The sequence below is a fragment of the Mesorhizobium huakuii genome (assembly GCF_030160235.1).
GTDB lineage: Bacteria > Pseudomonadota > Alphaproteobacteria > Rhizobiales > Rhizobiaceae > Mesorhizobium > Mesorhizobium huakuii.
This window is the reverse complement of sequence record NZ_BSNY01000010.1, coordinates 109,701-129,047: the sequence shown is the minus strand read 5'-3', so window position 1 is coordinate 129,047 and position 19,347 is coordinate 109,701. Positions and strand designations below refer to the sequence as shown.

The following is a 19,347-nucleotide window of genomic DNA, read 5'->3' as shown; positions in this document are numbered from 1 at the left end:
CTAAACCAGGCGAGACTGCTCCACCGCAGCCTCGATGAAGCTGGCGAACAGCGGATGCGGCTCAAGCGGCCGGCTCTTCAGCTCGGGGTGATACTGCACGCCGATGAACCAGGGGTGATCGGGATATTCGACTGTCTCCGGCAGCACGCCGTCTGGCGACATGCCGGCAAACACCAGTCCGCACTCCTCCAGCCGCTCTTTATAGTCGATATTGACCTCGTAGCGGTGGCGGTGGCGCTCGGAAATCTGCGTATCGCCATAGATGTCGGCAATCTTGGAGCCCTTGGCGAGGTCGGCCTGATAGGCACCGAGACGCATCGTGCCGCCGAGATCGCCGGTTTCCCGCCGCTTCTCCAGCATGTTGCCCTTCAGCCATTCCGTCATCAGGCCAACGACGGGCTCCTCGGTCGGACCGAACTCGGTCGAGGAGGCATGCTCGACGCCCGCCAGCGACCGCGCCGCCTCTATGCAGGCCATCTGCATGCCGAAGCAGATGCCGAAATACGGCACCTTACGCTCACGCGCGAATTTCGCCGCCAGGATCTTGCCTTCGGAACCGCGTTCGCCAAAGCCGCCGGGAACCAGGATGCCATGCACCTTTTCCAGCCACGGCGTCGGATCCTCCTTTTCGAAGATCTCGGATTCGATCCAGTCGAGCTTGACCTTGACGTGGTTGGCCAGCCCGCCATGGGAAAGCGCTTCGATCAGCGATTTGTAGGCATCCTTGAGGCCGGTGTATTTGCCGACGATGGCGATGGTCACCTCGCCTTCCGGGCTGTGGATGCGATCGGAGACCTTCTGCCAGGGCTCCATGCGCGGCTTCGGCGCCGGGTCGATGCCGAACGCGGCCAGGACTTCCGAATCGAGCCCTTCCTTGTGGTAGGCCATCGGCACGTCGTAGATGTGCGGCACGTCGAGCGCCTGGATGACGGCGCTTTCCCTGACATTGCAAAACAGCGACAGTTTTCTGCGCTCTTCCTTGGGGATGGCGCGGTCGGCGCGAACCAGCAGGATGTCGGGGGCGATGCCGATGCCGCGCAGTTCCTTGACCGAATGCTGGGTCGGTTTGGTCTTCAGCTCACCCGCCGTCGGAATGTAGGGCATCAAGGTCAGATGCACGTAGACGGCGTTGTTGCGCGGCAGGTCGTTGCCGAGCTGACGGATCGCCTCGAGGAACGGCATCGCCTCGATGTCGCCGACCGTGCCGCCGATCTCGCACAGCACGAAATCATAGTCGTCATTGCCGTTGAGGACGAAATTCTTGATCTCGTCGGTGACGTGCGGAATGACCTGCACCGTGGCGCCGAGATAGTCGCCGCGCCGCTCACGCTCGATGATGTTCTTGTAGATGCGGCCGGTGGTGATGTTGTCCTGCTGATTGGCCGAGCGGCCGGTGAAGCGTTCGTAGTGGCCAAGGTCAAGATCCGTCTCCGCACCGTCGTCGGTGACGAACACCTCGCCATGCTGGTACGGCGACATCGTGCCGGGATCGACATTGAGGTACGGGTCGAGTTTTTTGATGCGTGCGCGATAACCTCGCGCCTGCAGGAGAGCCCCAAGGGCCGCTGCGGCAATGCCTTTTCCAAGTGAGGAAACCACGCCGCCTGTGATGAATACATATCGCGCCATGGGAGTCATCGCTTAACGCGGCTGGATTGATTCCGCCAGAGAAAAAACCACCGCGAAGGTTTTTTCCCAAGAAGGCGTCGGACCATGATCCCGAAGAGTGGAACCCGGTTTTCTCGGACAAACGGTTTCCGTTTGTCCATGGATCACGACCGGACAGGCTTGGTCGTGAGCGAGGCAAAACAAAAGGGCCGGCTGAGCCGGCCCTTTCGGCAGGATGATGGAACCGTCAGATGATGACGACTTTGGTGCCGACCCTGACGCGGCTGTAGAGATCCATGACGTGCTCGTTGATCATGCGGAAGCAGCCATTGGAGGCGCTGGTTCCGATCGACTGCGGCGCGATGGTGCCGTGGATGCGCAGATGCGTGTCCTTCTTGCCGTCATAGAGGTAGATGGCGCGGGCGCCGAGCGGGTTCTGGCCGCCGCCGGGCATGCCGTCCTTGTACTGGCCGTAATGCTTGGGCTCGCGCTTCTGCATGTCGAGCGTCGGGATCCAGCGCGGCCATTCCTGCTTGTCGCCGACCGCGACCGTGCCCTTGAACTGCAGGCCTTCACGGCCGACAGCGATCGCGTAGCGACGCGCGGTCGAAAACGATTCGACGAGATAGAGCCGGCGCGCGCTGGTGTCGATGACGATGGTGCCCGGCTCATAGCCGGTGAATTCCACATCCTGCGGCACGAATTCCGGCTTCACCTTGAACGGCTTCTTGGCGTCCCTCTTGGCGAGAGCCTGGTCGAGAGCCCGCGTCTCGGGCAGATAGCTGATCGACGACCCGGACGAAGTGCCGCCGAACAGGCCGGCGAACAGGCCGCCGGTTGGCTGCTTCTGGCCGATGACTTCGCTGCGCAGCTCACCATTGTTGCCTGTCATCGCGACATTCATCGCTTCTGCCGGAAGCGGCTCGGCCGACTGGATGGGTGTGATCGGTTCAACAGGCTCGATGACCTTGGTGGTCTTCTTGGCCGGCTTGGCGTCAGCCACTTCGGTTGCCGCGGAAGCGCTCTGGCCTTTCTTGGCCAGGAAGGCCTGCCGCTCGGCGTCGGCTTTGGCCTTGGCCGCTTCGCGCATCGCCAGCTTCCTGGCTTCGAGAGCCTTGGCCTTGGCGTCTTCCTTGTCGGCAACGATCTTGGCCTCGATCTTCTTGATCTGGGCGAGATCGTCCGGTGTCGGGTTTTTCTTCTTCTTGAGAAGCCTCAACTGCGCCGCATCGCTCTTGACTGCGACGTGGATGGCGTCGGTTTTGTCGACCGATTGATTGGCGGCCAAATTGGCCGGCACGCCGGCGAAAGCCGCGGAACTCAGGCCGAGTACGGCGCAAAGTCCCAGGAAAATGAAGCTGCGAAGCTGCATGGCGAAGATCCGATCGTTCAATGCTTGTTGCCCACGGCGTCGCCCGGCGTCCCCCAAGGACACCGAAAATGCCGCGCGCAATCTATAGTCGAATAAGCGCGGATGCCTCAAGCGCGAGACCGCGCTGCTGCCCGTTGAATCTTCGTGATCGCGCAGCATTTGCCGCGACTGTGTTCAAACGATCACAGGTCGCGGTTGGACCGGATGGAGGTTACTGGTTCGGAACCTGCGGTGCCGCGGGTGCCGTCTTGGTGGTGCCGTTGCTTGCCGGAGGCGTCGCACCAGAGGCGGGCGCCGTGGCCGGAGTTGCCGGCGCAGGCGCTGCGCCGTTGCCCGACGGCGGTGTCGGGGTGGTGCTGCCGGCGGGTGCCGGGGTCGTCGTGCCAGGCAACTGGTTGAGCACGCCCTTGCCGGCGCCGTCCGACGTCGCGGGGACGCGATCGAGAATGTCGATCGGCTTTTCGCCGTAGCGGGCAATGATCGACAAGGTCAGCGACGTGACGAAGAAAGCCGCCGCCAGGATCGCCGTTGCCCGGGTCAACGCGTTGGCGGCGCCGCGCGCCGTCATGAAGCCCGATCCGCCACCAATGCCAAGGCCGCCGCCTTCGGAGCGTTGCAGCAGTACCACGCCGACGAGGGCGAGCACGACCATGAGATGGATGACGATCAGTACGGTTTGCATAGTTTATCCTGGCAAGGCCTTGCCCGGCCGCGGACACGACCGGTGAATTGGAGGCGGCTCAATACAATGCTTTCACGGCATTTCCAAGCCCGTGGCCGGAATATGGGAAGCAACGCGCCCTTTGCAACGAATTTGGACGGGATGAGCCCCGTCTTTCGTCGTGAATCCTAGGCTGAAATGCTGCGATAGGCCTCGGCGATGCCGAGGAAATCGGCCGCCTTCAGGCTGGCGCCGCCAACCAGCGCACCATCGACATTCCTGACGCCCAGCAGCTCCACCGCGTTGGACGGCTTGACCGAGCCACCGTAGAGAATGCGCATCTTGGCGGCAGGGGCACCGAGTTTCTCCGAGAGCTTTTCGCGGATATGCGCATGCGCTTCGGCCACGTCGGCGGCGGTCGGCGTCAGGCCGGTGCCGATCGCCCATACCGGCTCGTAGGCAATGACGGTGTTGGACGGCGTGGCGCTGGGCGGCACCGAGCCGGCGACCTGGCGCGACAGCACGTCGAGCGTGGCGCCGGCTTCACGCTGTTGCTGCGTCTCGCCGATGCAAATGATGGCCACGAGCCCGGCACGCCACGCGGCGGCGGCCTTGGCCTGGACCGTCGCATCGTCCTCGCCGCGTTGTTCGCGGCATTCGGAATGGCCGACAATGACATGGCTCGCCCCGGCATCCTTCAGCATCTCCGCCGAGATGCAGCCGGTGTAGGCGCCGCTTTCCTTGGTGTGGCAATCCTCGCCACCGGCATGGACCGGCGTGCGCGACAGAATCTCCGCTGCATGGGAGAGCAGCGTGGCGGGAACGCAGACCAGGGCCTCGGTCTCCGCGTCGAGCCCGCTCATGAAGCCGTTGCCGATCATCCTGAGCTCGTTCAGCGAAGCGCTGGTGCCGTTCATTTTCCAGTTGCCGGCGACAAGCGGGCGAATTCCTGGCGTCATGGTCTGCTTCTCCGGGCAATATCAGGCTCTGGCCCTCACTACCAAAATCAGGCCACAAAGCAATCGACAGTGGACCGGAAGGGCGCTATTGCGCTTGTTTCAGACTCGGCGCATGCGAAAATGCGCATAAATCGGAAGTAACGATGCTTGGTATATTGAGAAGCGCGGCGGGTACATGGGTCGCGAAGACATTGCTTTCGCTGCTGGTGGTCAGTTTCGCCGCCTGGGGCATCTCCGGGCGGCTTATGGGCGGCTTTGCCGGCCACGATTCGGTGATAATAGCGGGTGGCACCAAGGTATCGATCAACGAATACCGGCTCGCCTATGATCGCCAGCTCGCCGTCATGTCGCAGCAGTTCGGTCAGCGCCTCACCCACGAACAGGCAAAGGCGCTCGGCATCGACAACCAGGTGCTGGCGCAGCTTGTCTCCGGCGCCGTTCTCGACGAACAGGCCCGCAAGCTTGGCCTTGGCCTGTCCAAGGACCGGCTGGCCGAGCTGACGCGCGAGGACCCGGCGTTCAAGGGCCCAGGCGGCCAGTTCGACAGGAGAACGTTCGAGTACATGCTTCGCCAGGTCGGCATGCGGCCGGAGGATTACCTGAAGAATCGCGCCCAGGTGGCGGTGCGCCAGCAGATCGTCGAAGCGGTCTCGGACGGCCTCAAGGCGCCGGACGCTTTCTTCAAGGCGGTGGCACTCTATCGCGGCGAGGACCGCACCGTTGACTATCTGGTCTTGCCAAAGAAGCTCGTCGAGCCGATCGAGGCACCGAGCGACAGCGTGCTCCAGGCCTATTTCGAGGCCAACAAGAAGACTTACGCCGCACCCGAGTACCGCAAATTCTCCTATGTCCGCCTCGAGCCGGTGGACATCATGGATCCGACCGCCGTCACCGACCAGCAGGTCAACGACGACTACAACAAGAACAAGGCGCGCTACACCACGCCCGAAATGCGCACGATCGAGCAGCTTGTGTTCAAGACACCGGATGCGGCCAAGGCCGCGCTCGATTCGCTCAAGGCCGGCGCCACTTTCGAAAAGCTGGTGACAGCCGAGGGCAAGACCCCGGCCGACACGCTGCTTGGCACATTGGCCAAGGACAAGATCGCCGACAAGGCGGTTGCCGATGCCGCCTTCTCGCTCAACGCCAATGAAGTCAGCCAGGTCGTTCAGGGCGCCTTCGGTCCGGTGCTGCTGCGCGTCACCGAGATCAAGCCCGAGGTGGTGAAGCCGCTCGCCGAAGTGTCCGACCAGATCCGCAAGGACCTGGCGCTGGGCGAGGCAAGCCGCATCCTTTTGGATGTGCACGACAATTACGAAGACACCCGCGCCTCCGGCAGCTCGCTGGCCGACGCGGCCGCCAAGCTGAAGCTGAAGGACGTCACCATCGACGCCATCGATCGCAGCGGCCTCAGGCCGGATGGCTCCATCGTCAAGGACCTGCCGGAATCGCCGGCGCTGATCAAGGCGGTCTTTGATGCCGAACCAAAAACCGAAAACGAAGCGCTGACCACCGCCGACAACGGCTTCATCTTCTATGAGGTCGCTTCGATCACGCCGGCTCGCGACCGCACACTGGACGAGGTCCGCCAGAAGGTCGTCGCCGACTGGACGGCGGCAGAGACCACCAAGCGGCTTGCCGCCAAGGCGAGCGAGCTCGACAAGCGGCTCAAGGCCGGCGCCACGCTCGATGTCATCGCCGGCGATCTCAAGCTGGAGAAGCAGACCAAGCGCGGCCTGAAGCGCGAAGCCGACGATGCCGATTTCGGCAAGGAAGGCGCTGCCGTGATGTTCGGCGTCGGCGAAGGCGGCACCGGCCTGATCCCCTCGCCCACCGGTGACGGGCAGATCCTGTTCAAGGTCGCCGAAGTGTTCGAGCCCGCCGGAGCCGATGCCAGCTCGGTGCCGGAGGACGCGCAGAAATCCTTCACCTCCGGCATGTCGGACGATCTGCTCGACCAGTTGGTGGCGCAGTTGCAGACGCAGTATGACGTCCGCATCGACCAGGCTGCTGTTGCCCAAGCCTCGACAAGATGAGCGCGCTGAAAACCCATATCGCCAAGGTGGCGGCCGGCACCGCGCTTTCCTTCGAGGAAGCGCGCGAGGCTTTCGACATCATCATGTCGGGCGACGCGACCCCCGGGCAGATCGGCGGCTTCCTGATGGCGCTGCGCGTACGCGGTGAGACGGTGAGCGAGATTTCAGGCGCGGTCGCCACGATGCGGGCCAAGATGCTGCGTGTCGAGGCGCCAGCGGGTGCCATCGATATCGTCGGCACGGGCGGCGACAATTCCCACAGCGTTAACATTTCGACGGGGTCGGCCTTCGTCATCGCAGCCGCCGGCGTTCCGGTCGCCAAGCACGGCAATCGCGGCCTGTCCTCGCTGACCGGCGCGGCCGATGTCCTGATCGCGCTTGGGGTCAAGATAGACATTCCGCCGGAGACGATCGGCCGTTGCATCCACGAAGCCGGCGTCGGCTTCATGTTCGCGCCCGCGCACCATCCGGCCATGAAACATGTCGGGCCGACCCGCGTCGAGCTCGGCACCCGCACCATCTTCAATCTGCTCGGGCCCCTCTCGAATCCGGCTGGCGTCGTCAGGCAGATGGTCGGTGTGTTCCTGCCGGAATGGATCATGCCGGTGGCCGAGACATTGAAGGCGCTGGGCACCGAGCATGCCTGGGTCGTTCATGGCGACGGCTATGACGAAATCACCACCACCGGCGAGACGCAGGTGGCGGAACTGATCGGCGGTGAGATCCGCAGCTTCACGCTGACCCCGGAAGAGGTCGGACTGAAGCGCCACACCAAGGACGAGCTGCGCGGCGGCGACGCCGCCTACAATGCCAAGGCCTTGCGGGACATGCTGGGCGGCGCAGCCGGCGCCTATCGCGACACCGTGCTGATGAATGCCGGCGCCGGACTGGTGATCGCGGGCAAGGCGACAACGCTTGGCGACGGCATCGCGCTCGCGGCGCAAGCCATAGATAGCGGCCGGGCGCTGCAGGTGCTCGACCGGCTGGTCGAAATTTCGAACGGGTGAACCGTGTCTGACATTCTGCGCAAGATCGAGGCCTACAAGCGCGACGAGATCGCCGCCGCCAAGGCACGCGTGCCGTTGGCCGAGATCAGGGCGCGGGCGAAGGACGCCGACGCACCACGCGGCTTTCTCGCCGCACTCGAGGCGAAGCGCGGATCGGGCCGCTTCGCCCTCATCGCCGAAATCAAGAAGGCGAGCCCCTCCAAAGGGCTGATCCGTGCCGATTTCGATCCACCGGCACTGGCGCGGGCCTATGAGAAAGGCGGCGCCGCCTGTCTTTCGGTGTTGACCGATGCGCCGTCCTTCCAGGGCGCGCCGGAATTCCTCACCAGGGCAAGGGCAGCCGTCGCCCTGCCCGCGCTGCGCAAGGATTTCCTGTTCGACCCCTACCAGGTCTATGAGGCGCGCGCCTGGGGCGCGGATGCCATCCTGATCATCATGGCCAGCGTCGACGATGCCTTGGCAAGCGAATTGGAAGCGACCGCATTCGAACTCGGCATGGATGCGCTGATCGAGGTGCATGACGAAGCCGAGACGATGCGCGCGCTAAAGCTGTCGTCGCGGCTGATCGGCATCAACAACCGCAATCTGAGGACGTTCGAGACCAGCCTCGAAACGTCCGAGCGGCTGGCGACGATGGTGCCGGCCGACCGCCTGCTGGTCAGTGAAAGCGGCATCTTCACACATGACGATTGTCTCAGGCTGCAGAAGAAGGACATCGGCACCTTCCTTGTCGGCGAGAGCCTGATGCGTCAGGAGGATGTCACCGCCGCGACCCGGATTCTGCTGACGGGCAAGGCGTTGGATGCATCGGCCCGAAAATCGGAATCGATTTTCGGAGAGCACGATGCATAGATTCGAAGTGATAGAGCGTACTTTGTGCGTCCGAATGGACGCACGTCGCTCTATGGCTGTCTGACGATGAAGGCCGCCCTCACCCATCTCGGCACGCAGGGCGAGGCCAATATGGTCGATGTCGGCGACAAGCAAGAGACGACACGCACGGCGATCGCCGAAGGGTTTGTCTCGATGCAGATCGAGACGCTGAAAACCATCCTCGCCGGAAACGCCAAGAAGGGCGATGTGCTGGGCACCGCCCGCATCGCCGGCATCATGGCGGCGAAGAAGACGCATGAATTGATTCCGCTCTGCCATCCACTGCTCCTGACCAAGGTTTCCGTCGACATCGAGCCCGACCATGCGCTGCCGGGGCTGAAAGTCACCGCGTTGGCTCGCGTCACCGGCAAGACCGGTGTCGAGATGGAAGCGCTGACCGCAGCATCGGTCGCCTGCCTGACCATCTACGACATGGCCAAGGCAGTCGACCGCGCCATGGTCATCTCCGGCATCCGCCTGGTCGAAAAGACCGGCGGCAAGTCCGGCGACTACAAGGCTGGCGCCTGATGGCGCTGGTTCCGGTGGCGGAGGCGCTCGAACGCCTGCTGGATGGTGCAGCACCGCTGGCCGGCGAAAGCGCTTCTCTCCTCGAGGCGGTCGATCGTGTGCTGGCGGAACCGGTCGCGGCACTTCGCACCCAGCCGCCCTTCAATGCTTCGGCCATGGATGGCTACGCGGTCCGCGCGGCCGATGTGGCGTCCGTGCCGTCGAAACTCCAGGTGATCGGCATGGCGCCGGCCGGACGTGGCTTTGACGGATCGGTTGGCGAGCGCCAGGCGGTGCGTATCTTCACCGGCGCGCCGTTGCCCGAGGGTGCCGACACCATCGTCATCCAGGAAAACGTCCGCGACCTCGGCGGCCGCCATATCGAAGTGAGCGAGCCAACGGCGGAGTGGCGCAACATCCGCCGCATCGGCCTCGACTTTTCGAAAGGCGACGTTCTGCTTGAAAGAGGCCGCCTGCTCGATCCGGCGGCGCTCTCGCTGGCGGCATCGGCCAACCATCCCAGGGTGAGCGTGGTCAAACGGCCGCTGGTTGCCATCATCGCCACTGGCGACGAGTTGCTGCCCCCCGGCAGCGACCTCGGACCGGACCAGATCGTCTCGTCCAACGCCTATGGCGTCGCCGCCGTCGCGCAATCGGTCGGCGCCCGCGCGCTCGATCTCGGCATTGCCGCCGACCGCAAGCAGGCTATTGCCTCGCTGGTGCAAAAAGCGGTCGCGGCCGGTGCGGATGTCATCGTGACGCTTGGCGGCGCCTCGGTCGGCGACCATGACCTGATCCATGACGTGCTGACCGGCGAAGGCATGACGCTCGGCTTCTGGAAGATCGCCATGCGCCCCGGCAAGCCGCTGATGTTCGGACGTCTCGGCGCCATCAGGTGCATCGGCCTGCCCGGCAATCCGGTGGCCAGCCTGGTCTGCTCGCAATTGTTCCTGAAGCCGCTTCTGGCGAGGCTCGGCGGTCGCAATCATCGTCAGGACATCCGTCCGGCGCGACTGGGCGCCGCAATTCCGGCCAATGATCTGCGCCAGGATTATGTGCGGGCGGTGGTCAGGGAAGACGATGGCGGGCTGGTGGCGACGCCGTTCAGCATCCAGGATTCGTCCATGCTGAGGATGCTGGCCGACGCCAATGGGCTGATCGTGCGGGCGCCATTTGCTTCCGCATCCGCGGTCGGAGATTCTTGCAGCGTACTGATGCTGCGCTGAAGAATTACCCCATAAATCGCTGAAAACAGGACAAAAACGGTTTCATCTATTCCGAGACCAGGGTTCGCGTCAGCGCATGCCCCGGATCGGTGAGGCCATCGACAATGTCGAAATGGTGCCGGTCGGGCTCGACTACACAACTGGTGGCGGCGCCAAGGCCGGTCCAGATATTGGCCAGCAGCGCATTCTGGCGCAGGAACTCGGAACGCTCGCCGCCGCCGGCCCAGCAGGTGATGCGGGTGCCATCGAGGGGGCGCAGCAGCGCGGGACTTTCGGCCTGGGCTTCCGCCTCGTCAATTACCAAAGCGGCGTTCATATCGGTGCGCATCAGCGGGCGCAGGTCGTGCAGGCCCGAGATCGAAACGACATGGCGTATGCGCTTTGCCACATCGGCGGCCAGCGGCGTCGATGTGGTTACCATGCGGCTGGCGAGATGTCCGCCGGCCGAATGCCCGGTCAGCATCACCGGTCCGTCGACCATGGCCGCCACTTTTTCGATCGCCGCGCCGATTTCGCGGACGATGCCGCCGATGCGTATGTCCGGGCACTGCGTGTAGGCCGGCATCGCCACCGCATAGCCGCTGCCGACCGCGCCCTTGGCCAGATGCGACCAGTCGCTCTTGTCGGACTCCAGCCAATAACCGCCATGGATGAACACGACGAGCCCCTTTGGCGAATCCTTGGGACGGAAAAGATCGAAGCGATTGCGCGGTCGGTCGCCATAGGCAATGTCCAGCCGTGCCCGGCCCTCGGCCAATAGCGCGTCACGAAATGCCTGCGCCGGCTCCGTCCACGCGGCCGGCCAACGGTCGCTGCCCGCGATGTTCGCACCGTTCGCGTAGGCGTTGTTCCAGTCGGCTATGCGATGTCTAGGCATCGGCACCCTCCCCCAAAAAGCGCATCCGTTTGGCGCTAGCAATGGCCGCCACCATGCCATGCGTCAATGCTCCAGGGCAAAAACATTTTAGGCTTGAAACAAATTTCGACTGGTGCGATCCTGCCCGAATAACAGCCGACAATGGGAGGTCTGCTGTGCTGCCCAAACCTGCGGTTGTTCACCCTTCCTGGTGGCGTCGACAAACAGGCGTAGCTGGCTGCGCGAAGCCTCTCGCGAAAGATGGAACTTCATATCCACCACCTCGGCCAGATGCTTCGCGCAGTGGCCAGGCAGCAAATGGGATGGCGGCGACATGCTTGGGCCTTCAGCGCATATCGACACGTTCACGCGCGATCATCTGCCGCCACCGGATCAATGGCCGGTTTTCCTGCTCGACGGCTTCGACTACCCCGAATATCTCAATGCCGGCGTCGAATTGACCGACAGGTTGGTCGAGAAGGGTCTCGGCGACCACACCGCCCTGATCGGCAATGGCCGCCGCCGCACCTACAAGGAACTGTCGGACTGGACGAACAGGCTGGCGCACGCGCTGGTCGAGAATTACGGCGTCAAGCCGGGCAACCGGGTGCTGATCCGCTCCGCCAACAACCCCGCAATGGTCGCCTGCTGGCTGGCCGCCACCAAGGTCGGCGCCGTCGTCGTCAACACCATGCCGATGTTGCGCGCCGGCGAACTCACCAAGATCGTCGACAAGGCAGAGATCACCACCGCGCTTTGCGACACCAGGCTCATGGACGAGATGACCGCCTGCGCCAAGGACAGCGCCTTCCTGAAGCAGGTGATCGGCTTCGACGGCACCGCAAATCATGATGCCGAGCTCGACCGTGCCGCGCTCGACAAGCCGGTCACCTTCACTGCCGTCAACACCGGCCGCGACGATGTCGCGCTGCTCGGCTTCACTTCCGGCACGACGGGCGTGCCGAAGGCGACGATGCACTTCCACCGCGACCTCCTGATCATCGCCGATGCCTACGCCCGCGAAATCCTCCAGGTCACGCCCGACGATATCTTCGTAGGCTCGCCGCCGCTCGCCTTCACCTTCGGCCTTGGCGGCCTCGCCATCTTCCCGTTGCGCTTCGGAGCGGCGGCGACGCTGCTGGAGCAGGCGACGCCGCCCAACATGATCCACATCATCGAGACCTACAAAGCGACCATCTCCTTCACCGCGCCGACCGCTTATCGCGCCATGCTGAAGGCCATGGATGAAGGCGCCGATCTGTCATCGCTGCGCGTTGCCGTTTCGGCCGGCGAGACATTGCCGGCTCCGGTCTTCGAGGAGTGGACCGAGAAGACCGGCAAGCCGATCCTCGACGGCATCGGCGCCACCGAAATGCTGCACATTTTCATCTCCAACCGCTTTGACGACAGGAAGCCGGCCTCGACCGGCAAGCCGGTCGGCGGCTACGAAGCGCGCATCGTCGACGACGCGATGCACGAGGTGCCTCGCGGCGAGACCGGGCGGCTGGCGGTGCGCGGCCCGACCGGCTGCCGCTACATGGCCGACGACAGGCAGAAGGAGTATGTGCGCGACGGCTGGAACCTCACCGGCGACACATTCACCCAGGACGAGGACGGCTTCTTCCACTTCGCCGCGCGTTCCGACGACATGATCGTCAGCGCCGGCTACAACATTGCCGGACCCGAGGTCGAGGCGGCACTGCTGTCGCATCCCGATGTCGCCGAATGCGCTGTGATAGGCGCCGAGGACGGCGAGCGCGGCCAGATCGTCGAGGCGCATGTCGTGCTGGTGCAAGGTGTTTCGCCCGATGCACTGACCGTCAAGCGCCTGCAGGACCACGTCAAGGCAACGATCGCGCCATACAAATATCCGCGCTCGGTCAAATTCATCGCCGCCCTGCCCAAGACCCAGACCGGCAAGATCCAGCGCTTCCGGCTGCGCACGGAGAAAATCAATTGAGCGAGCCCTACGATCCGGCGTCCGAAGGCGCACAGATGTCGTTCAAGGAGCGCATGTCCTACAGCGACTATCTGCACCTGGAGAAGGTTCTGGAGGCACAGACGCCGCTGTCGTCGGCGCATGACGAGATGCTGTTCATCATCCAGCACCAGACCTCGGAACTCTGGATGAAACTCGCTCTGCACGAAATCGGCGCCGCGATCCGCTCCATCCGCGCCGACCGGTTAGAGCCGAGCTTCAAGATGCTGTCGCGTGTCGCCCGGATTTTCGAGCAGTTGAACAACGCCTGGGACGTGCTGCGCACGATGACGCCAAGCGAATACACCGAGTTCCGCGACGCGCTCGGCCAGTCCTCGGGCTTCCAGTCCTGGCAGTACCGCGCCATCGAGTTCATGGCCGGCAACCGCAACCTCGCAATGCTCGGGCCGCACAAGCACCGGCCGGACCTCAGCGGCAAGCTGGAGGCGATCCTGGCCGAGCCGTCCCTCTACGACGAAGCGCTGCTGCTTCTGGCGCGCAACGGATTCGACATCGGCGCCGACGCCAGGCGCACGAACTGGCGTGAGACGCGCAGCGAAAACGAAGAGGTCCTGGTCGCCTGGCAGACCGTCTATCGCGACCCGCAGCGCTATTGGATGTTTTACGAGCTGGCCGAGAAGCTGGTTGATTTCGAGGACTATTTCCGCCGCTGGCGCTTCAACCATGTCACCACGGTCGAGCGCATCATCGGCCTGAAGCGCGGCACCGGCGGCACCTCGGGTGCGTCCTATCTCAAGAAGATGCTCGAAGTCGTGCTGTTTCCCGAACTGTGGACGGTCCGCACCCGGCTTTGACTTTTGCTTTGGCGCAATTCCCGTGGGAAAACCGCCAGCACTTTTCCTGGAATTGTGCCGACGTCTCAGGTAACCGCCGTCTTGACGGCGAAACGCGCTTCCTGCCAGGCGCCTGTGCGCAGGATGTCCTCCAGCACCTCGACCGCCTGCCAGACGTCCTTGTAGCCGACATAGAGCGGCGTGAAGCCGAAGCGGATGGTCGACGGCGCGCGGAAATCGCCGATCACGCCGCGCTCGATCAAGGCCCGCATCACCTGGTAGCCATGCGGATGGAGGAACGACACCTGGCTGCCGCGCGCATTACCGTCGCGCGGACCTTCGAGTTCAAGGCCGTAGGCGCCGCATCTGGCTTCGACGAGCTGGATGAACAGGTCGGTGAGCGCGATACTCTTCTTGCGCACCGACGCCATGTCGACATCGTCCCAGATATCCAGCGCCCCTTTCAGCGCCCGCATCGACAGCACTGGCTGCGTGCCGCACAGGAACCGGCGGATGCCGCTGCCGGCCGTGTAGCCCTGTTCAAAAGCGAAGGGCCGCGCATGGCCCCACCAGCCGCTCAGCGGCTGGTGGACATGGTCGTGATGGCGTTTGGCGGCATAGATGAAGGCGGGCGCGCCCGGACCGCCATTGAGATATTTGTAGGTGCAGCCGATGGCAAAGTCGGCGTTCGCCGCATCGAGTTCGACCGGCAGTGCGCCGGCCGTATGGCAGAGATCCCAGACGATCAGCGCACCGACCTGGTGGGCCTTGCACGTCAGCGCGGCCATGTCGCGCAATTGTCCGGTTTTGTAATTGACGTGGTTGACCAGGATGACCGCGACGCGCTCATCGATCAGTTCCTCAATGGTGGGCGCATCGACGCCCTCGAGCCGCAGCACCGTGCCCGGCCGCGTCGAGGCCACGCCTTCGGCCATGTAGAGGTCGGTCGGGAAACTGTCGCCCTCGGCGACGATGACCGAGCGGTTCGGCCGCATGCCGAGTGCGGCATGCAGCACTTTGTAGATGTTGATCGACGTCGTGTCGCAGACCACCGTCTGGCCGGAAGCGGCGCCGATCAGACGCCCGAGCTGGTCACCGAGCGCGACCGGCATATCGAACCAGCCGGCGGTGTTCCAGGCGCGGATGAGATCCTGCGCCCATTCCTGCGTCGCCGCCTTCTGCAGTTCGTTGAAGACAGCGGGTGCCGCGGCACCCAGCGAATTGCCGTCGAGGTAGATCACACCGTCCGGCAGAATGAAGCGATCGCGCATGGCACGCAGCGGATCCGCCGCATCCATGGCTTCGACTGCTGCGAGATCGATCGTTGAACGCATGATTTGTGACATTCCTGATTATTCACGGATGGCTTCGCGAGCCGGCGCGGGTCCGCGGCTGCGCTTGAGGCTGGGCAGAGCAAGCATGGCAAGCACGAACAGGCCCGTGGCAAGTTTCAGGTCGGGAGGCGGCATGCCGGCGGCCAGGCAGAACGAAACGAGCTGGTAGTAGATGATCGCGCCGGCAAAGGGCGCCAGCAGCTGGCGCCAGACCGTCTGCTTGCCGACGACCGCCTCGCCGATCATCAGCGCGGCCAGGCCATTGATGAGGATGCCCAGTCCCATATTGACGTCGGCAAATCCCTGCGACTGCACCATCAGCGCACCGCTCGAGGCCGAAAACGCGCTCGCCAGCCCGACGCCGCCGATGGTCGCCGCCCAGACATTGATGCCTTGAGCCTCGGCCATGTCGGGATTGGCGCCGACGGCGCGCACGGCGGTCCCCTTCTCGGTCCTGAAGAACATGTAGAGCGCCGCGAAGACGACGAGCGCGAGAAGGCCGGCGACCACGATCTTGCTGGCCGGAAAGCCCGGCCGCGCGAGCGGCACCCAGTCGAACACCGTGGGCGAGCCGAAAACCGAGAGGTTGGATTTGCCCATGATGCGCAAGTTGATGCTGTAGAGCATCGTCATCATCAGGATGCCGGCAAGCAGCGTGTGGATGCGGAAGCGCAGGTGGATGAAGGCGGTGCAGCAGCCCGCCGCAAAGCCCGCCGCGAATGCGACGACGATGCAGGTCAGCGGCGATACGCCAGCGGCAAGAAGCACGCCGCACACGCAGCCGCCCAGCGGAAAAGCGCCTTCGCTGGTCAGATCGGGGAAATTCAGCATACGGAACGGGATCATGATGCCGAGCACGACAAAGGCCAGGATCAGGCTCTGCGCCAGGGTCACAGGCATGATCGCGACAAAGCTTGTCAGAACGTCCTGAATAAAGCCCATGGTGATCAGCTCGCCAGCAACATGCGGTCGGTCTTGACCGAGAAGTGGCCGATCAGGTCGATGACCGTGACCCTGGCCTTCTCCTCGCCGGTGACCTCCAGGAGGACCCGGCCGGCGTCGAGCATGATTACCCGGCTGCCATAGTCGACGGCGTGCTGCATGTTGTGGGTCACCATCAGCGTGGTCAGCTTCAGCGCGTTGACGGCGCGCACCGTCGCCTGCATGACGATCTCCGCCGTGCGCGGGTCAAGTGCCGCGGTATGCTCGTCGAGCAGCAGCAGGTCCGGCGATCCGCCGACCGCCATGATCAGCGACAGCGACTGACGCTGCCCGCCCGAGAGCAGGTCGACGCGGGTGTCGAGACGGTTCTCGAGGCCGAGGCCCAATATCGACAGGCGCTCCCTGTAGGACGCGAGCCGCGTCGCGTTCAGCCCTTGCCGAAGCGTGCGTTTTTGGCTGCGCAGATCGGCCAGCAGCATGTTCTCCGCCACGGTCATGCTGGCGGCGGTGCCGCGCATCGGATCCTGGAAGACGCGTGCCAGTCTTGTGGCGCGCTTGTGCACTGGCATGGCTGTCACGTCGGCGCCATTGATCAGGATCTTGCCGGAATCCAGGACAAGAGCTCCGGAAATGGCGTTGAGCATGCTGCTCTTGCCGGCCCCGTTGGAGCCGATGACGATGCCGAACTCGCCGGTGGCCAATGACAGGCTGAGACCGTCCAGCGCGACCTTCTCGTCGGCCTGCCCCTTGTAGAATACTTTGCGCGCGGATCGGATATCGAGCATCGTTCCTCCCTGGCGTGAAGGGCGACGGCGCGAACGCCGTCACCCCGTAGCCCGATGTCAGTCGACGACACAGCCGCAATCGGCCATCGAAGCCGGTATCTCAATGCCGAACGCGGCCATCGCCTTGCGGGAGATCGTTGCCATGTGGTCCTTGTAGGCCGGGCGCGACGGCGCGATCGTCTTGGGATCCTTGCCCTTGAGGATCTCGGCGGCGATGTTGCCGGCGTTGACGCCGACCTGCGTGTAATTGACCGCGAAGCTTGCCGGTACGGTGCCGTTGCGGACTGCGCTGTCATCGGAGTTGACGATAGGGATGCCGGCTTGGCGGGCAGCGGCCGAGACAGCAGCGATCGCTGGCTGGATCAGGTTCGAAGCCGGGCCGTAGATGACGTCGACCTTGCCGGAGAGCGAAGCGATGCGTTGCTGGATGTCATTGACGTTGTCGACACCGACTTCCACGACTTCGAAGCCGGCCGCCGGCGCCGCAGCCTTGATCTTTTCGATCAGGGCAACATCGTTGGCCTCGCCTGGATTGTAAGGCACGCCGAAGCGCTTGGCGTTCGGCAGCAGCTTCTTGGTGAAGGCCATCACCGCGGCGACATCCTGCAGATCGCTGGCGCCGGTCATGCCGTCGTCGCCGGCGTCCCATGACGGCACCAACTTGGCCGCCACCGGATCGGTGACCGCGGCGAAAACGATCGGAATGCCGGAGCCCGCGAGCGCCTTCTTGGCGATCTGCGAGACCGGCGTGGTGATGGTGTAGATCAGCTTGGGCTGCTCCGCCTGCAGCTTGGCGATCATCTGCGGCACCAGCGATGCATCGAAATTGGTGTGGCTTTCGGTGTAGACGACGTCCTTGCCCTCGACAAAACCGTTGTCCGTCAATGCCTTCTTGAAGCCGGCTATGGCGGCGTTGAGCTGCGGATGCTCGCCGAAATTAGCGATGCCGATGCGTATCTGATCGGCCGCGGCACTGCCGGCGCTGAGCATCAAGGCACCTGCCAGGGCCAATCCCGACAGCCAAGCGGATTTCGACTTCAACATCATTTCCTCCCAGATTTGATTATCGCCGCTTATCGGGGCGGCAACTGGAGGCGATCATGGTCAGTACCCCGCCACCTGTCAAACATTATATATAATTCTTGCCATGCATCCCCATCATATATAATTTTCGCGAGCCCGATGATGGACGGATCGCGATGCAGGATCAGAACAACTCCACAAAGACCGAGGCGGCCTACCAGCTGCTACGGCGCGATATCCTGACCACCCGCCTCATGCCTGGGGCGCCGCTCAAGCTGAGCGCGCTGCGCGGCACATACGGTGTCGGCTGGACGCCGCTGCGTGAGGCCTTGTCCCGACTTGAAGCCGAACGCCTGGTCACCGCCATCAGCAATCGCGGCTTTGCCGTCGCTCCCGTGTCGCGCGCCGAGCTCGAGGACCTGGCGCGAGCAAGGATGGTTGTCGAAATGCCGCTGTTCCTGGAATCGATCGCGAAAGGCGGCAGGGAATGGGAGGACGCGGTCGTCACCGCCCATTACCGGCTCTCGCGCTGCAAGACCGCGGTCGACGACCCTTCCGATGCGGCCGTCGACAAATGGGACGAGAGCCACGAGGCCTTCCACGCGGCGCTGCTGAGCGCGGCGACATCCAACTGGCTGTTACGCTTCCGCTCGACGATCGCCGACCAGCTGCGTCGGCATCATCGGTTTCTCGGCCTGGCGCCGACATTGCGGGCGGCGGCCGGCCTGAAGGACGGCTATGGCGAGGCAATGGACGCGCTGCGCGAGGCGATCGCCATCGAGCATCACACCGCGATCATGGAAGCGGCGCTCGACCGCGACGTCGAGCGGGCAAAGGCGCTGATGACGGCGCATATCGGCTACACGCTGCACGTCTATGTGCACAGCGAAGATAACGGCGCCAACACCTACACCGCGCGCGCCGGCAGCCTGAAAGCGGTTTCCGGATGACGCTGCCGCAGCGCCCGGCACCTGACGAGGTTGTCGCGGCCCGGTGATCGGCCGAGCGTCTGGCTGCCGCGCACGCCGCTGCCGCGCACCGATCTCGGCCGGCCCGATCAGCGGATATTCAAGCTCGAGACATTGCCGCCCATCGGCGCCTTCAAGATCAGGCCGGCGCTCAATGCCTTGGTTTGTCGCGACGCCGATGAGCTCAGGCATGGCGTGGCGACTGAGAGTTCCGGCAACATGGCCTTGCATCCGTTACCGCCTGAAGCCAGTGATGGGTTGGCGTTTTGATTTCGTTTCGTTCCGCTGGAAATGGATCGATACACCGCACGGATCCGCCCCATGGACGCCTGTCAAACGCCTGATGCCAAACCGGGTCCAGGGATAGGCCACAGGCCATTAACCAAAATGATTTCAATGCGCCTGCAGGCAGCGGAAG

The 19,347-nt window shown here is 63.8% G+C and carries 17 protein-coding genes; 8 read left to right on the top strand and 9 right to left on the bottom strand.

Annotated elements, in window-relative coordinates; translation table 11 throughout:
• From QQK95_RS03880 to tpiA, 4 genes are all read right to left on the bottom strand, one after another.
• Window positions 1-1,638, bottom strand: coding sequence for a CTP synthase (locus QQK95_RS03880; RefSeq protein ID WP_284269097.1), 1,638 nt, complete (start codon window positions 1,636-1,638; stop codon window positions 1-3).
• Between the two features lie 217 nt (window positions 1,639-1,855).
• The gene (locus QQK95_RS03875) at window positions 1,856-2,980 is read right to left on the bottom strand and encodes a L,D-transpeptidase (protein WP_284269095.1); all 1,125 of its coding nucleotides are present in this window, start codon (window positions 2,978-2,980) and stop codon (window positions 1,856-1,858) included.
• A 211-nt stretch (window positions 2,981-3,191) separates the two neighbouring features.
• Complete coding sequence (gene secG, locus QQK95_RS03870; protein WP_284269093.1) at window positions 3,192-3,662, bottom strand: preprotein translocase subunit SecG; 471 nt, start codon at window positions 3,660-3,662, stop codon at window positions 3,192-3,194.
• 167 nt (window positions 3,663-3,829) lie between these two features.
• Window positions 3,830-4,600, bottom strand: coding sequence for a triose-phosphate isomerase (gene tpiA / locus QQK95_RS03865; RefSeq protein WP_284269091.1), 771 nt, complete (start codon window positions 4,598-4,600; stop codon window positions 3,830-3,832).
• 143 nt (window positions 4,601-4,743) lie between these two features.
• On the opposite strand from tpiA, the gene QQK95_RS03860 reads away from it, so the two are divergent.
• From QQK95_RS03860 to QQK95_RS03840, 5 genes are all read left to right on the top strand, one after another.
• Complete coding sequence (locus QQK95_RS03860; RefSeq protein WP_284269089.1) at window positions 4,744-6,636, top strand: SurA N-terminal domain-containing protein; 1,893 nt, start codon at window positions 4,744-4,746, stop codon at window positions 6,634-6,636.
• On the top strand, window positions 6,633-7,643 hold the full coding sequence (trpD, locus tag QQK95_RS03855) for an anthranilate phosphoribosyltransferase (RefSeq protein WP_095774358.1): 1,011 nt from the start codon (window positions 6,633-6,635) through the stop codon (window positions 7,641-7,643). Before QQK95_RS03860 ends, trpD begins: the two co-directional genes overlap by 4 nt.
• A 3-nt stretch (window positions 7,644-7,646) precedes the next feature.
• Entirely contained in the window at window positions 7,647-8,495 is an 849-nt protein-coding gene (trpC, locus tag QQK95_RS03850; RefSeq protein ID WP_284269085.1) for an indole-3-glycerol phosphate synthase TrpC, read from the top strand.
• Window positions 8,496-8,561: 66 nt separating this feature from the next.
• The gene (moaC, locus tag QQK95_RS03845; RefSeq protein WP_284269084.1) at window positions 8,562-9,044 is read left to right on the top strand and encodes a cyclic pyranopterin monophosphate synthase MoaC; all 483 of its coding nucleotides are present in this window, start codon (window positions 8,562-8,564) and stop codon (window positions 9,042-9,044) included.
• A complete protein-coding gene (locus tag QQK95_RS03840) occupies window positions 9,044-10,249 on the top strand; it encodes a molybdopterin molybdotransferase MoeA (protein ID WP_284269082.1) in 1,206 nt (401 codons plus the stop codon). Before moaC ends, QQK95_RS03840 begins: the two co-directional genes overlap by 1 nt.
• Before the next feature lie 46 nt (window positions 10,250-10,295).
• Here the strand turns inward: QQK95_RS03840 and QQK95_RS03835 are convergent, their stop codons facing one another.
• Window positions 10,296-11,126, bottom strand: coding sequence for an alpha/beta hydrolase (locus tag QQK95_RS03835; protein WP_284269080.1), 831 nt, complete (start codon window positions 11,124-11,126; stop codon window positions 10,296-10,298).
• A 313-nt stretch (window positions 11,127-11,439) separates the two neighbouring features.
• Between QQK95_RS03835 and QQK95_RS03830 the strand changes: the two genes are divergently transcribed.
• Window positions 11,440-13,065 (top strand): AMP-binding protein, encoded by a 1,626-nt coding sequence (locus tag QQK95_RS03830; RefSeq protein WP_284269079.1) that lies wholly within the window; start codon window positions 11,440-11,442, stop codon window positions 13,063-13,065.
• Window positions 13,062-13,898, top strand: coding sequence for a tryptophan 2,3-dioxygenase (kynA, locus tag QQK95_RS03825; RefSeq protein WP_284269077.1), 837 nt, complete (start codon window positions 13,062-13,064; stop codon window positions 13,896-13,898). Before QQK95_RS03830 ends, kynA begins: the two co-directional genes overlap by 4 nt.
• Before the next feature lie 65 nt (window positions 13,899-13,963).
• Here kynA and kynU read toward each other — a convergent pair whose 3' ends face one another.
• Genes kynU through QQK95_RS03805 form a run of 4 tightly spaced genes read right to left on the bottom strand, consistent with a single transcriptional unit; the run spans window position 13,964 to window position 17,982 of the window.
• On the bottom strand, window positions 13,964-15,211 hold the full coding sequence (gene kynU / locus QQK95_RS03820; RefSeq protein WP_284269075.1) for a kynureninase: 1,248 nt from the start codon (window positions 15,209-15,211) through the stop codon (window positions 13,964-13,966).
• Window positions 15,212-15,229: 18 nt separating this feature from the next.
• Complete coding sequence (locus QQK95_RS03815) at window positions 15,230-16,153, bottom strand: ABC transporter permease (protein ID WP_284269073.1); 924 nt, start codon at window positions 16,151-16,153, stop codon at window positions 15,230-15,232.
• 5 nt (window positions 16,154-16,158) lie between these two features.
• The gene (locus QQK95_RS03810) at window positions 16,159-16,938 is read right to left on the bottom strand and encodes an ABC transporter ATP-binding protein (RefSeq protein WP_284269071.1); all 780 of its coding nucleotides are present in this window, start codon (window positions 16,936-16,938) and stop codon (window positions 16,159-16,161) included.
• Between the two features lie 57 nt (window positions 16,939-16,995).
• Window positions 16,996-17,982 (bottom strand): ABC transporter substrate-binding protein, encoded by a 987-nt coding sequence (locus QQK95_RS03805; RefSeq protein WP_284269069.1) that lies wholly within the window; start codon window positions 17,980-17,982, stop codon window positions 16,996-16,998.
• A 155-nt stretch (window positions 17,983-18,137) separates the two neighbouring features.
• Here QQK95_RS03805 and QQK95_RS03800 point away from each other — a divergent pair, with 155 nt between their 5' ends.
• Window positions 18,138-18,911: a GntR family transcriptional regulator gene (locus QQK95_RS03800; protein WP_284269067.1), complete on the top strand. Its 774-nt coding sequence runs from the start codon at window positions 18,138-18,140 to the stop codon at window positions 18,909-18,911.
• Window positions 18,912-19,347: the final 436 nt, after the last annotated feature.